The 14,276-nt window shown below is 62.8% G+C and carries 12 protein-coding genes; 2 read left to right on the top strand and 10 right to left on the bottom strand.

All coding sequences use genetic code 11. The features are described 5' to 3' along the window. Window positions 1-22 precede the first annotated feature (22 nt). The 7 genes from ATN38_RS33130 to dacB form a co-directional block, all read right to left on the bottom strand. Window positions 23-2,656 carry an RDD family protein gene (locus tag ATN38_RS33130; protein ID WP_218749056.1) on the bottom strand — a complete coding sequence of 878 codons (2,634 nt, stop codon included), beginning with the start codon at window positions 2,654-2,656 and terminating at the stop codon, window positions 23-25. Window positions 2,657-2,702: 46 nt separating this feature from the next. Then, the gene (locus ATN38_RS27245) at window positions 2,703-5,018 is read right to left on the bottom strand and encodes a PQQ-binding-like beta-propeller repeat protein (protein ID WP_218749054.1); all 2,316 of its coding nucleotides are present in this window, start codon (window positions 5,016-5,018) and stop codon (window positions 2,703-2,705) included. Between the two features lie 22 nt (window positions 5,019-5,040). Beyond that, a complete protein-coding gene (locus tag ATN38_RS27240) occupies window positions 5,041-5,706 on the bottom strand; it encodes a DUF4190 domain-containing protein (protein WP_218749052.1) in 666 nt (221 codons plus the stop codon). 122 nt (window positions 5,707-5,828) lie between these two features. Beyond that, the gene (gene hpt, locus ATN38_RS27235; protein ID WP_003941159.1) at window positions 5,829-6,383 is read right to left on the bottom strand and encodes a hypoxanthine phosphoribosyltransferase; all 555 of its coding nucleotides are present in this window, start codon (window positions 6,381-6,383) and stop codon (window positions 5,829-5,831) included. 3 nt (window positions 6,384-6,386) lie between these two features. Next, window positions 6,387-7,364, bottom strand: coding sequence for a tRNA lysidine(34) synthetase TilS (tilS, locus tag ATN38_RS27230; RefSeq protein ID WP_218749050.1), 978 nt, complete (start codon window positions 7,362-7,364; stop codon window positions 6,387-6,389). Further along, complete coding sequence (locus ATN38_RS27225) at window positions 7,365-8,438, bottom strand: zinc-dependent metalloprotease (RefSeq protein ID WP_218749235.1); 1,074 nt, start codon at window positions 8,436-8,438, stop codon at window positions 7,365-7,367. Continuing rightward, window positions 8,438-9,847, bottom strand: a complete 1,410-nt coding sequence (gene dacB, locus ATN38_RS27220; protein ID WP_218749048.1) for a D-alanyl-D-alanine carboxypeptidase/D-alanyl-D-alanine-endopeptidase — start codon at window positions 9,845-9,847, stop codon at window positions 8,438-8,440. Before dacB ends, ATN38_RS27225 begins: the two co-directional genes overlap by 1 nt. 103 nt (window positions 9,848-9,950) lie before the next feature. Here dacB and ATN38_RS27215 point away from each other — a divergent pair, with 103 nt between their 5' ends. Continuing rightward, on the top strand, window positions 9,951-10,442 hold the full coding sequence (locus ATN38_RS27215; RefSeq protein ID WP_003941181.1) for an inorganic diphosphatase: 492 nt from the start codon (window positions 9,951-9,953) through the stop codon (window positions 10,440-10,442). A gap of 144 nt (window positions 10,443-10,586) precedes the next feature. Here the strand turns inward: ATN38_RS27215 and ATN38_RS27210 are convergent, their stop codons facing one another. The 3 genes from ATN38_RS27210 to ATN38_RS27200 form a co-directional block, all read right to left on the bottom strand. After that, window positions 10,587-11,417: a crotonase/enoyl-CoA hydratase family protein gene (locus tag ATN38_RS27210; RefSeq protein ID WP_007727023.1), complete on the bottom strand. Its 831-nt coding sequence runs from the start codon at window positions 11,415-11,417 to the stop codon at window positions 10,587-10,589. Between the two features lie 46 nt (window positions 11,418-11,463). Further along, window positions 11,464-11,670: a hypothetical protein gene (locus ATN38_RS27205; protein ID WP_218749252.1), complete on the bottom strand. Its 207-nt coding sequence runs from the start codon at window positions 11,668-11,670 to the stop codon at window positions 11,464-11,466. A 133-nt stretch (window positions 11,671-11,803) separates the two neighbouring features. Then, window positions 11,804-13,333: an LCP family protein gene (locus tag ATN38_RS27200; RefSeq protein ID WP_308256591.1), complete on the bottom strand. Its 1,530-nt coding sequence runs from the start codon at window positions 13,331-13,333 to the stop codon at window positions 11,804-11,806. Window positions 13,334-13,455: 122 nt separating this feature from the next. On the opposite strand from ATN38_RS27200, the gene ATN38_RS27195 reads away from it, so the two are divergent. Next, window positions 13,456-14,274, top strand: coding sequence for a polysaccharide deacetylase family protein (locus tag ATN38_RS27195; protein ID WP_218749047.1), 819 nt, complete (start codon window positions 13,456-13,458; stop codon window positions 14,272-14,274). The last annotated feature ends 2 nt before the right edge of the window (window positions 14,275-14,276 follow it).

The raw sequence follows: 14,276 nt of genomic DNA, 5'->3' as shown, positions 1-14,276 counted from the left end.
GTTTCCCTCGAAGCGTGCTCGCTCACTGCCTGGTGACCACGACGACAGCATCAGCCATCCGATCGTGGAAGCCGCGGACGTCCGGTGCGCTACTGATCGAAACGATGATCGCGATCGAAATAGCGACTGTTACCAGAGAACCGAGAATGCTCGCGACACTGCCCAACGACATCGAATTCAGCATGCCGACGAGCTCGTCACCACTACCGAGCATGGCCAACGCCGAAACAGCCGATCCGAGGTACATGGGGATCACGAATGCATTCCGTTTGAAGGACTGCGTCAGGGCCGGACGCGCACCTCCTACCGAGCGAACGCCTATTCCGAGGGCGAGTTTGCCCAGGGTTACCCCGAATGCCGACTCTCCCCATACGAAGTACACGATCGAACCGATCCCGATCAGCAGGCCAATCAGACCCGAACTTGTCCGGTAGGAATCGAAGTCGAATCCGTTTCCGAGCGTCGCGGTGGAGATCATTCCGCCGACGACCGACACAACTGCGAGAATGGCAAAATCGATGAACCGCGCGGCAACTCGTATCCCGGCTCCGGCCGGCCGAAACCCACCAGGCGGGAGTGGAACGCCGGTCGGCGCATACCCCGGGTTCGGTTGCGGCACGGCCGGTGGCGGTGCGGCCAGTTGCACGGGGCCGCTACCGGAGCGGGATTCCGGTGCGTTCGAGATGAAGGTCTCGGTCGCAGGTTCGGGTTCGGGTCCGAGTAGACCGAATTGCCCAGCAGCCCTTCGGTCCAACGCCGCATCCACAGCCGGATCACCCAGCGCTTCGAGCCACGTCACAAGATCGTCGTACGTCGACGGATTCGCAGCAATCGCCGGCCGCAACTCCGGCGAACTCGACGCGATCTCGAACAGCACCGCCGCCGGAGTCCGCGGATCCGCAGCCTCGAGAGCACGTCCCGAAGGCTGAACGGGCACCGGCGCAGGCACGGGCACACGGCCAGGTCCAGGTTCAGGTTCAGGTTCAGGTTCAGGTTCAGGTAGACCGAATTGCCCAGCAGCCCTTCGGTCCAACGCTGCATCCACAGCAGGATCACCCAGCGCTTCGAGCCACGTCACAAGATCGTCGTACGTCGACGGATTCGCAGCAATCGCCGGCCGCAACTCCGGCGAACTCGACGCGATCTCGAACAGCACCGCCGCCGGAGTCCGCGGATCCGCAGCCTCGAGAGCACGTCCCGAAGGCTGAACGGGCTGTCCGAGATTCGGTACCACAGCTGTAACCGTGGTGGCCGACGCGAACAGTTGCACCCCCGCATACAAATTCCGAACAGCCGGTGAGACTGTGAGAGCGAGAGCAACCAGAACCACCAGCACCACCATGGCGAGATCGAATATCCATGCACTATAATATATTTCGCCATACATGGCCGACTGCACCACGAGACGAGCGAGCATCAGGACGAGCAAGCCGACACAGACTCCAAGACCGACCTCGCGTGACGGGCGAGGGTCGAGCGAAGAATACCGAAGCGACAGTGATCTGACTCCGACAACGGCAAGAATCCCGAAGAGTATCGCGAGAACTGCGAGCACTAACGCATCTCCCCACGGCACGATGCCAAATTGCGTTGCTGCCATTGCGATCTGAGAGAATCCAACACCGAAGCTCCACACCGCGATCAACAGCATGCCGTTTCGTGCCGCTGCGAGCCAGACGTATCCGGGGTGCGTCCCGTCGCCGACGGACGCAACACCGAATGGAATGAATGTAATTGCGGCTGCGGCAATCAAGAACGTGATGCCGTAGTAGGGACTAGCCGTGACCGTGTGGAACAGCTCGACACTTGTGCCCTCGCTGATCGAGTGGAGTAATCCGGCCGCGAGGAGAGCGATGCCGAGCGCGGCGATGGTGAGGCGCCAGGACGCAAACCGTCTGGCGAGACCGACTGCCGCAACACCCACCACGACGATCGGAACGGCCGACGACACGAAGAGAACGATCAGGCTCTCGAATGTCTGCGGCCCGTCGTAATATCGGTAGCGACTGACGGAGACCAGGATGTAGATTAGCGCGAGTAGCGCCGAGGCCACTGACGACCCCCAAGCCACAAACACAAGCGGCTTCACCAACGCCAACCATCGCGGCGCGGTTCGAGGGTCGATGCGAATTTCGGCCGCGCGCGGTTGAGCTGCGAGCAGGGCGCCGGCAAGCCCGAACCACGCTCCAGCGCCAACCCCGTTGCCGGTGAAAACACTCGAACTCTCACTGAATCGGAACATTCCACGAATGACGTCGTAGACGACAAGACCCACAACAGTGGCAATGAGGGGTCCGTTGGCCACCAGACGCAGCACACGTATCTGCCCGACATTCCAATTCGGCCCGAGCATTCCGAGTCGCGCCACGTACGGCAGTAACAGCGACGCCAGCGACAGCAGTGTCGGCAGAACCAGAAGCAGCACAAGAGCACTCGAACCGACGCGGGCTATTCCGACGGTCGCACTCCACGGCAAGAAGAGCGACACGAACAGCAGTGCCGCGGCTGTCCCGTCGCGGGTGTAGTCACCGATCCGAATATCCACGAACGCAGATCGCGTCGGTGAATAGCTCTGTGGCGGTGGATACATGCCGTGCGACTGGGGCGAACTGCTTATTGATGGTTCACCGGGTTGACGCGAGTTGTCTTCGGTCATTCGCCAAGCTCCTCAGATGTGGGAAGTGCGCCGAACGGGTCAAGCACTATCGCCGATATTTGGTGGTCCCCGACGAATCGCGATCGTTGCTGACGATCTTGGCGAAGCATTGATCGTTGGCAATCCGCTTCGAATCGCACCACCCGTTGGCCGCATCCGCATCCGCAAACGTCAAGCCTGCGACGGTTATCCACCAACCCCGGAGATCGAAGGTCCGCCATTCGTTACTCCAGAGCAGACGCACCTCCGGATACATGAGACGAAGTTCGAGATGCTGTCGCAGGATCTGGGCAGCAGTCCAATGCACCTGAGCGCCATTGATATCCGCCGCATCGAGTCCGACCCGCTTGGAGGAGATCTGAGCCACCCACCTGTTCGCGAGGTCACCGATCACAAAGGGGCGATCGGCGTCGGCCTGAGCCCGGAGGGCGTCGAGACTCGCAGATTCGACGTCGCCCGTTGTCGGCTGCGCGCTACGTGTGGGTCGGATCGGCGTATTGGTGTCACTTCGCGATGCCGGCCCGGATGTCAGGCTGGTATCACTCGTCCCCTCGTCCTCGCATTCGACGAGTTGAGCACCTGACGCTCTCGAATTGGTCAGACTCGAAGACTCACCGAGAGTGTTCGGCAGCCTCCAGAAGCTACCGAGGTCGTACAGGAACTCGCGCTGGATCGAGTTCGTCGTGTTCGTCCCATCGGTTCGGGGAAGAAAGATCGGCGCATCGGAGAAGTCGAACACCGCCGATGCAACGCTCTGGCCGGTGTCGGTGATCGATACACGAAGCGCGTCGGTGGAGACGATGTCTCCGCTGGGACATGATGCTTTCATTTCCATTAGAACGACGAGACCCTCTGCCTGCGTGCGGTATTCAACCGGCGCCAGGGTCGGTGTCCGTCCGCATTTCGTGACGTACTCGTTGCCTCCGTCGAATTCAGGGACAGCGGGCAGCCTGCCCGGTGCTCCTGACGGTCCGCCGGTCGGTGGGTAGTAGAGGAATCTGTCATTGGAGATCGAGGCGAGTCCGTCGTGGGCCTTCGACCAAGACCAGTGGTTGGTGTGTGAATCGAGGGACCAACTGACAGAGCCGTCGTCGAGTTCGACGGCGAGTACCCTGCCGTCGTTAGGATGGACGAGAATTCGCTCACCGTCCGAGACCGAGTAAGAGAAGTAGTCGCCGATCTTGGTCGACCACAACTGTTCCCCGGTGTCGATTCGGTAGGCCGAGAGCGTGTCCGAGTCGTTGCCCAACACGATGTCGCCGATGATCCGGCGTAGCGAGAAGTGGTCTCCGCCGATGACCGACCACAGCTCGGTGCCGTCGTTCATGTCGTAGGCACCGTGCGAGCCGATGTACGGACGAGAGTTCGATGCCGAGACAAGCCACGGTGATGCCGGTGCGTCTTCGTCAACTCTAAATCTCTCGGCACCGTCACGGTCGGACACGATGCTGGAGTATCCGTCCGACGGAAATGGCATCGCACAGAGGACGCCGGCAAAACCTTGTCCTGGAAGTGCCTCGTAGCCACCCAGATTCGGATTCGAAAGCAGTGCGCCATCGACCGCGTTGAGCGCCGTAGATCCGATGCTCGAGTAATAGACGATGCCGTCGACGATCTCGAACGAATGCGAATCGCCGGATCCGACGCAGTCGGTTTCCGGTGGAGTTGTCGTTGTCCACGCCGCATCGAGGTCGGTGGGGGTTCCGCGCGAAATCACCAGCCCGGACTGGCTACCGCCGACAGTGAAGACCGCTCCGTCGGAAACCTCGACCAAGGTGGCCGTATCGGTGTCGACACTCGAACGAATCGCCCCCGAGTCGAGCGAGAAGGAAACGACTCGAGCTGTTCCACCAGGGTTCCTGACGACACAAGGTAGGGCTGCATCGATCGCTGCGGTCGCACACGACACCGTGCCGGCGACCGGCGTTTGCCATCGAATGGATCCGCTCTCGGCGTCGACTGCAACAAGTTGGGACTGCTGGCCCTGCTGTGGACCGACCGTAGTGATCAGAGTCTGTCCCACGTCGATGAATCTCGCCGTTCCATAGCTCGCACCGAGCGAATCCGGCCACAGAAATCTTCCGCCCGGCAGAACCTCGTCAACGTCCAACGACCACCCTGGCGTCGGCTGCGTCGGGTAAGTGTTGACCAGCTGGCCTGCCACCGGTCCATCGGTGTCTCCCGACCGGAGAATCGTGACAACGGTGACGGCGCCTGCGGCGAGGGCCGCGACGGCGGTAAGGGCTGCAACGGCAACAATCCATCCTCGGCCACGAGATCGAGAGGGCGGAGGATGTCCGGCAACCGGAGCCTGCGGTGGTGAAGGCGGGGGTGGTGGGGGAGGTGGGGGCGGCAACGTCATCGGTTGTGTCTCCCTCTGTCGATCATTCGTCCGCTAGGCAAAGCACTACGACAGGACTCTCTTTGCGAACCCAATCGGCGGTGCACGAAGATGTGGACGTGCCGCGGCTGACTACCCGGTGAGTGGCGCTGCTCGAGCTGCATGAGACCGGACTGACGTATGTCTCGCTGGTCCCGTCGCCCTTGTCTGCCCCGAGCCTTCGTACGACGCAGTCACCTACCGAGGCATTGGCGATGACCGACGCCGTGTCGCTTCCGCTGTACGTCGGCGCCACCGTCCGGGATGTGGTGGTCGCATACGTCGGATAAGTCGTACTCGACGATTCAGATGTGTAGTAGAGAGAAGACGCGCTGTCGTAGTCGTCGAACGCGCGGGTGACTGCATTGGCAATGAGAAACATCCACACAATCGACAGCACCAGAAGCGCGGTGAAGATGTAGCCGATGACCAGACCGGCGATTGGAAGTCCTCGCCCCTGCTCACCGGTTCGTTTGATCTGCGCCAGCGAAATGTGGCCGAGCACAATGCCGACCGGCGCCAGCACGAGCGCCCCGACCAGGGCGGCAATTGCGAGGCCGTTTGTGGTCGGAGGTTGGTACAGAACGCCCTGCGGTTGGGCACTCCAGTACTGCTGCTCCCCACCAGGCGGGGGCGGTGGTGGCGGTGGCGGTGGCGGCGGAAGGGTCACCGAATAAGCCGTCGGTAGCGCATTCCGTGAATCTAGCGACGCCTCGGAGACCTGTCTGTAGTCCGTTTGGCGGATTGATGCAGAGGTGCCGAAATGTGAAGAGTTCTAACCGGCGAGCAGGCTCAGCCGCCGTAGACCTCGGGGTCCAGGGTGCCGATGTACGGCAGATCGCGGTACCGCTCGGCGTAGTCGAGGCCGTAACCGACGACGAACTCGTTGGGGATGTCGAAGCCCACGTCGCGGACATCGACGTCGATCTTGACCGCGTCGGGCTTGCGAAGCAATGTGACGACCTCGAGCGAAGCGGGGTTACGCGTCTTGAGGTTGCGCATCAACCACGACAGCGTGAGACCGGAGTCGATGATGTCCTCGACGATCAGCACGTGGCGACCGGCAATGTCCTTGTCGAGGTCCTTGAGGATGCGGACGACGCCCGAAGACGAGGTCGAGGATCCATAGGAGCTGACGGCCATGAATTCCATCTGCGACGGGATCGGCAGGGCGCGGGCGAAGTCGGTCATGAAGAAGACCGCTCCCTTGAGGACGCCGATCAGCAGGAGATCCCCTTCGGGGGCGCCTGCCGGGTAACGCTTGGCGATGTCCTCAGCCAGTTCCGCCGTTCGTGCACGGATCTGTTCTTCGGAGATCAGTACCGATGCGATGTCGCCCTCGTACACGCGTCAAACCCTTCGTCGGTCTTCGAATCCGAGGATCAGCCTGCCACGTCGCCGGGCCGCCACCAACCTCGCCTCCGGTGTTCCGCCCCCGATCGCGACGCCGCCTTGCCCCCGCCAGTCGGTCACCAGGGCGTCGACCGCCCGTAACTGTTTGTCCGTCAATGCTTTTGCGCCGCCCTGCAGCAGCCAGGCCCGCAGAGCGCGTCGGCGGATTGCGGTGGGCGCTTCGGCAAGTGTGTCCACTTCCACTTCTCCGTCGACGACAACCCGTAGGAGTAGGGCTTCGGCATACTCGTCGAGCGCCTCGCCGTCTTCACGCAACTGCGTCGCGGTTCGGGCCAACGCTTCGGGAACTCCCCCGCCGAGAATTTCTTCGAGCAGCGGCAACGCCTCGTGCCGCAGACGTACGCGAGTGAACTCGGGATTGTTGTTGTGCGGGTCCTCCCACGGCGTGATTCCCAGGTCGACGCAGGCCGCCCTGGTCACCGATCGCCGGATGCCGAGTAGCGGCCGTCCCCAGGGAGCGTCGAATGCAGCCATACCTTGAATCGATCGCCCACCGGACCCGCGCGAGAGTCCGAGAAGCACGGTCTCGGCTTGATCGTCGAGCGTGTGTCCGAGCAGAACCGGGAGGTCAGTCCTGGCGTCGCGCAGAGCGCTGTACCGAGCCTCACGCGCGGCGGCTTCGAGACTCCCACCTTCGGCTACGTCGACGGTCAGCACCGTCGCGGTCCGGCAACCCAGCGCCAGCGCCTGATCCGCGGCAGAGCGTGCGACGGCATCCGAACCAGGCTGCAGCCGATGGTCCACGATCAACGCGTCGACAGAATCGGTTTCCGCCACTGCTGCTGCGGTCAACGCCAATGAATCGGCGCCCCCGGACAGCGCGACGACCACACGGCGTCGTGGCTCGAATGCGAGCGTCCACGCCCGCACGGCCTGTCGCAGCGCCAGTAGGGCAGGCGTCTCAGGCAGCAGCATCTAGCCGAGAACGCGCTTTACCCACGCGTCGGGATTGTCGATCTCGTCGAGCAACGGCAAGGTCTCGGGCCCGGTCCAGATGGTGTTGAACTGCTCCATGCCGACCTTGAGAACCACCGCGTCGACGAAGGCCTTGCCGCGTACGTACTGCGCCATCTTGGCGTCCATGCCGAGCAGCATCTTGATGATCCGCTGCACGGGGTTGGACTTGCGCTGCCGACGCTTGTCGAAGGCCGCGCGGATCGTTGCCACCGACGGCACCACGGCGGGGCCGACGGCGTCCATCACGTGGTCTGCATGCCCTTCGAGGAGGGTGCCGAGTACGAGCATCCGATCCAGCGCGTCACGCTGAGGTTCCGCCTGCGAAGCACGCAGCAGGCCGATGATCCCGCCCGCCGTCGCACCGTCACTGGAGTCGGGTTCCTTCCGCGAGCGCAGTTCTGCAGCAAGGCGCCCGACAACGTCGGTCATCGACTCGTCCACCGTCGCACCAAGCGTTTCGACGGATTCCTTCATGTACTCCGCTAGCCACGGCGAGGACGAGAACTGGACCCGGTGCGTGACCTCGTGCAGGCAGACCCACAACCGGAAGTCACTCGGGTTCAGCCGAAGGGACCGTTCGACGGAGACGATGTTCGGTGTGACCAGAAGCAGGGTGCCGTGCTCGCCGGTGAACGGGTCGTACTGCCCGAGGATCGCCGAAGACAGGTACGCCAGCATTGCACCGGCCTGCAGGCCCGCCGGCTTTCCGACGATGAGATTGCCACTGCCGTCAGGGTCGGCGCCGGTGAGATGTGCCATCGACCGCGAGGCCGCCGTGATCCACCCGGCCCGGTCAAGCACGTCAGCGGCCGGGACCGGTAGACCGTCGGCCAGTTCGGTCACTTCACGAACCGGCAGTTCTGCGCGCTTGGACGCTTCGGCGAGTTCTGCGGTTGCCGTCTCGGCCGTGTAGCGAGACATCGCGGGGCCGCCGCGCGCCAGTTTTATCCCGGCTTTGGCGGCAAGACTCCAGTCGACGGCACCACCGAGCGGAGCCGAGGCTTCATCATCTTGTGGAGTCTTTTCGGCCACTATTGGCACCCGCAATTCCTCAATGCTCCGGCAATCGCGTCCAGGGCAGGACGGCTCACTTCTGGCGGCCGGTCATTGGACATCAGTGCGAAGGTGAGCACTCGCCCGTTCTGATCGACCACGAACCCTGACAACGCGCTGGCCGTCGAGAGAGTTCCCGTCTTGGCCCGCACCCAACCCGCACCGGTTCGGTTTCCGGACGCGTAGCGGTCGGACAAACTTCCTGTTCCGCCGGCCACCGGAAGGTAGTCCAGCAGAGGGCGCAGTTTCGGATCACCGTCACCGGCCGCAGCCGTCATGACGCGATCGAGTACCTGAGCGGGAATGAGATCGTCGACGGACAGTCCGCTGGAATCGTGCAGCGATACACCGGTGTAGTCGAACCCGGCCGCCTGCAGGGTCTTGCCGGTCGCGTCGACTGCTCCGGTGAACGAGGCTTCGATTCCGGAGGCAATCGCGACCTCACGCCCGATGGTCTCGGCGAGCACGTTGTCGGAATGTTCCATCATCTGCAGCAGTCGGTCGCTCAGCGGCGCCGACTGCACGGTGGCGATCGGCTTGGCACCGGCAGGCGCCGCGCCGAGACTCACGTTGGCGGGATCGACACCGAGCGCCTGAGCGAGCACCTTGCCCGCGTCCAACGCGGGAGTTTCCGAACGCGGCGACTCGTCTTGAGTGCCGTCGTACCGACCACCTTCGATCATCACCGATTCGATCGGGGTGATGTAGCCGGCCGCGATGTCAGCGGGGAACCAGCCGGTGGCCATGTTGTCGCCCTTGAACAAACTCGAGTCCACCACGACACTGGTTACCGGCGTACCGGCAGCCTTGATCTGGTCGACGAGATCCGCGATGTGCGCTGCGTTGGCGTAGTACCCGCTCTGCCCCTTCGGCGTCGCCGTCAGCGTCGGGTCACCGCCGCCGACCAGAACGACCTGCCCGGGGCTCGCTCCGGGAACCACCGTCGTGGACAGCCGGTGGTCGAGCGGCAGCTTCAGCAGTGCCGCCGATGCGGTGAGCACCTTCGTCGTGGACGCGGGCGTCATCGGCGTCGACGGGTCCGTGCTCCAGAGAATGTTTCCGGTGAGCGCATCAGCGACTACTCCGGTGAACTTCCCCAGATCCGGGTTGGCCACGGCCGGGCCGATCGCCGCTGCAATTCCCGACGCGCTCGGGATCGGTGCGTCCGTCGGGACGGGCACCACCTGAGGTGACGGCGTCACGAGCGCCGGCTGCGGCGACGTAGTCACGGTCGCGCTGCCCGCGGTGTCGTTCGACGTACCGAGTTTCACGACGACAACTCCGGCGACGGCCAGTACAACCACTGCACCGACCGCCAGAAGGATGCGGAAGTTACGCCGTCGACTCTCTTCCAACGAGCCGATCTTCTTCTTTCCTTGGCCCGCCAACGCCCCTCCGTCTGTGCTCTGCCTACTGGGTGGTCAGGCAACCTTATCCTTGACCCGATATCCTTCCGACGAATCATTACCGACACGACAGCGAGGAATCGGCGTGGAGTTCGACGTCACCATCGAGATCCCCAAGGGTCAGCGCAACAAGTACGAGGTCGACCACGTAACCGGTCGCGTCAAACTCGATCGCTACCTCTACACAGCTTTCGGCTACCCGGCCGACTACGGCTTCATCGAAAACACCCTGGGTGAGGACGGCGATCCGCTCGACGCCATGGTCCTGCTCCCCGAGTCGGTCTTCCCCGGCGTCATCGTCGAGGCTCGCGCAGTCGCGATGTTCAAGATGGTCGACGAGGCCGGCGGAGACGACAAGGTCCTCTGCGTTCCGGCCGGCGACCCCCGCTGGGATCACATCCAGGATCTGGGTGACATCTCACAGTTCGAGCTCGATGCGATCAAGCACTTCTTCGTCCACTACAAGGACCTCGAGCCGAACAAGCACGTCGAGGCAGCCAACTGGGTCGGCCGCGCCGAGGCAGAGGCCGAGATCGAGGCTTCGATCAAGCGTCTCGCTGCCAACGGCGGTCACTGAGCTCGAGTTCTCAGGCCTTACGAAAATCCCCGCACATCGGAAGATGTGCGGGGATTTTTGTGCTGTTTTTACTCGCCCTTGCAGTTCCTACTCACCCTTGCAGTTTCTACTCACCCTTGCAGTTTCTACTCACCCTTGCAGTTTCTACTCACCCTGGAAGACCGGCGGGCGCTTCTGGAAGACGGCGGTGATGGCCTCGGTCAGATCCTGCGAAGGCAGGAACGCCGCGTTCCAGGCTGCGACGTAGCGAAGGCTGTCGTTCACGCTCGCGCTGCGGGTGTGATCGAGCACGTCCTTGATCCCGTGGACGACGAGCGGCGGGTTGAGCGCAATCTCCTTGGCGGTCGCGCGCGCCGCGGCCAGTACCGCGTCGGCATCTTCGAAAACGTCGTTGACGAGGCCGATCTTCTCGGCGCGCGCTGCGTCGATGTCCTTGCCGGTCAGAGCCAACTCACGCAGGTGTCCGTCACCGATGATCGCGGGCAGCCGCGCGAGGCTGCCCATGTCTGCGACGATCGCGACCTTGACCTCGCGGATGCTGAACTTGGCGTCGGCACTTGCGTAGCGGATGTCCGCCGCCGTGATGAGGTCGACGCCGCCGCCGATGCACCAACCCTGCACAGCCGCGACGACGGGCTTGCGGCAGTCTGCGACGGCATTGATGCCCGACTGCATGCGCTTGATCATGTCGTGGAATTTGGTGCGCGGACCTGCCTGAGCCTTGTCTGCGAGGACTGCACCGAATTCACCGCTCATCGCGGGCAGGTCCAGGCCGAACGAGAAGTGCTTGCCGGAACCGGCGATGACGATTGCACGCACCTCGGGGTCGGCGTCGAGGTCGGCGAAGATTTCGGGGAGTTCACTCCAGAAATCTGGCCCCATCGCGTTGCCCTTGCTCGGCCCGATCAGCGTCACCTGGGCGATGTTGTCTTCGCGCTCGACGGTGAACGCATTCCAGCTCTTCTGTTCAGTCATTACTCAAGAGTAACTAAAGGTCGGGCTCAGCCGAAGACCGCTGCCTTCATCCGAAGATTCCTGCCTCGTCGAGTACCAGTACAACGAGGGTGACGGCCATCAGGGCGAACATGATGAGCATCGCCATCCTGGCCGCCCGCTCACTCGTGGGCGGGAAAACGCGCTGCGCGGGATGCTCGGCGATGTACTCCGCCATGGACATGGTCCTGGCGCGTGAGCTTGTCGGATTCTGTACCGCTGCACTTGTAGCCATGTCGGTGATCCTTTCAACTACGCAATCTCAGTCAGGTACTCCAAAGGTGAAGTACCCGACTGAGTTCGACTTCTCCAATGTAGACCCGTGGATCGAAGAAGTCAGCGTGAGTTTCGTGCGAATTACCTGAGAATTAGTCCACACAGGGGATGCCGCCATTCGCGACGGCCCGGATGGGTGATCCCTGTGCTCCCGTATCGGGAACGGTGCCGGCGGATACCGACGAGTCCGACTGCGCCGGAGCGGCCGAGAACGCGGTCTGCGCGTTGTCCCCACCGATCAGTACGGACACTGATTCGGCCGCTGCCTGATCGTTCGGCACCGCGACCACACCCAACTGCTCGGCCAGCGCCTCTGCGACGGCTTTGGCGCCGACCCCGTAGCTGACCTCCGACTTTGCCGTCGGAGCTGCGGTGCTCACCTCTCCGACTTCGACTCCCGACGATTTCATCTCCGATGCCAATGCAGCGCCCAACCCGTCCGTCGCGGTTCCGTTGCGGATGTCCACAACTTCGTTCCCGGTCGAGATCGCGGTGTCCATCGCAGGTGCGGATGCCGAGTCACCTCCTGCGAAGATCCTCGACACTTCACTACGCAGACGGGCCGGATCGACCATGTTGACGTCCTGGCCGTCGACGGTCTCGTATCCCTCGATGGGCAGGGTGTAGAAGTCGATGTTCCCACCCGCGAGAGCGCTTGCCTGAGAAGCGAATCGGACGGGATCCATGGCAGAATCGATCACCACGTCCTTCTTCACCACGTCGGCCAGAGCCGTCATCTTCGGAATGTTGCCGATGACGCCGGAGCTCTTCAGGTTGGCGATCACCGCACTGATGAACGCCTGCTGCCGATGCGTGCGATCCAAGTCCCCGTTGTCCAGACCGTGGCGTTGACGGACAAACGAAAGTGCCTGTGACGCATCGAGAGTCTGGACCCCGGCCGAGAAGTTGGCACCCGAGAAGTCGTCCTGCACCGGATTGTTGAGGCACACCTGAACGGGCCCGATAGCCGAGACGACGTCGTAGAAGCCCATCAGGTTCACTTCGGCAAAGTGATCGATCGGAACCTTGAGCAGATTCTGCACGGCAGTCAGTGTCGACCGTCTTCCGACTTCCCGTGCTTGTTGTTCTCGTGCAGCAGGATCCGTCACACCGTCCGCTACGAGTTTGGCGTCCGCATCAGCCTTCGCCATTCCGTAGGCTTCCTTGATCTTGGCCATTCCGTAGCCGGGAACAGCGACGTAGTCGTCGCGTGGGATCGCCACCGCACTGGCCTTGCCACCGTCGCCCGGAACATGGAGCAGGATAAGCGTGTTCGTGTTGTACCCACCCACATCGCTATCCCCTGCGTGCAACTTGTCGGTGACGAACTCTGCCGGCAGGTCGCTGCCGTCCATCGCCTTGCGACTGTCGAGCCCGATCAACAAGATGTTGGTATCCCCGTCGAGTGAACTGCCGGCGTCGTCACCGAGGGCGGAGAGCGCGTCCGATCGGTACAGCCCCGACGTCAGATCCGACTGCACGTACCAGCCGATTCCGACGCCCACCAGAATCGTCGTCGACAGGGACGCCGCCGCCAGCTTGCGCCCCACCGAGAGCGTCGACCGCTGCGGTTGACGCTTACGTCTGTGCTTGGTTGCCGAGTGTCGAGGTCGCGGTTCCACGGCTGACACGCTATCCACCGTTCCTGAGCAGAACCTGTCGATACCGGACACGGCTGGTCTTTCGCTGAAAGAACGCTGAGAATGAAGTCCGAATTGGGCAAATCTGCTCTAGGCTCCGCCCTGTGGACCGCCGACGCTTCCTCAGTGCCCTCGCAGCAGCAACTCTGACCGGAACCGCCGCGGTGACCACGGGAACCGCTTGTTCGTCACGTTCGGTCGGGACGGCTGTCGCCGCAGCCGACGAACCAGCAGACCTCGTCCCTGTCCCCGATCTCCCACCTGCCTTGTTGCCGCCTCCGCCGCCGTCTGCCCGGGTGCCCCTGCCCGCCGGCGGATCGCTGACCGCCCTGCCCGGTGGCGGGGATCTGCTCGCCCTGACGGTTGACGACGGGGCCAGTTCCGAAGTCGTCCGCCTCTACACGCAGTTCGCAAAAGACACCGGCATCCGTTTGACGTACTTCGTCAACGGGCAATACAACTCGTGGACCGAAAACGCCGGACTTCTCAGGCCGCTGGTCGAGAGCGGGCAGATTCAGCTCGGCAATCACACCTTCTCGCACCCGGATCTGACATCCGTGTCGAAGCAGCAGATCGCCGACGAGCTGACGAAGAACGGCACTTTCCTGCGCAACACCTACGGCATCGACGCGGCACCGTATTTTCGACCGCCGTATGGAAGGCACAACGCGACAGTCGATTCCGTGGCCGCGAGTGTCGGATACACCGTGCCCACCCTCTGGTACGGATCACTGTCGGATTCGTCGTTGATCACCGAGGAGTACATCCTGCAGATGGCGAACCAGTACTTCAATCCGGGGGCCATAGTGATCGGACACCTCAACTATCTGCCCGTGACCCACGTGTATCCGCAACTGGTGGACATCATCCGGAGCCGAAACCTGCGGACTGTCACGCTCAACGATGTCTATCTGAAGCCGTGACG

It is taken from the genome of Rhodococcus sp. FH8 (assembly GCF_019266085.1).
Classification (GTDB): Bacteria; Actinomycetota; Actinomycetes; order Mycobacteriales; family Mycobacteriaceae; genus Rhodococcus_F; species Rhodococcus_F qingshengii.
The sequence above is the reverse complement of the archived record's forward strand: the minus strand, read 5'-3'. Positions and strand labels throughout refer to the sequence as shown.

Coding starts and splice junctions, on each gene's coding strand:
- ATN38_RS27205 (WP_218749252.1), bottom strand. CDS start 11,670: ATGGCTACAAGTGCAGCGGTACAGAATCCGACAAGCTCACGCGCCAGG.
- tilS (WP_218749050.1), bottom strand. CDS start 7,364: ATGCTGCTGCCTGAGACGCCTGCCCTACTGGCGCTGCGACAGGCCGTG.
- ATN38_RS33130 (WP_218749056.1), bottom strand. CDS start 2,656: ATGACCGAAGACAACTCGCGTCAACCCGGTGAACCATCAATAAGCAGT.
- ATN38_RS27210 (WP_007727023.1), bottom strand. CDS start 11,417: ATGACTGAACAGAAGAGCTGGAATGCGTTCACCGTCGAGCGCGAAGAC.
- ATN38_RS27245 (WP_218749054.1), bottom strand. CDS start 5,018: ATGACGTTGCCGCCCCCACCTCCCCCACCACCCCCGCCTTCACCACCG.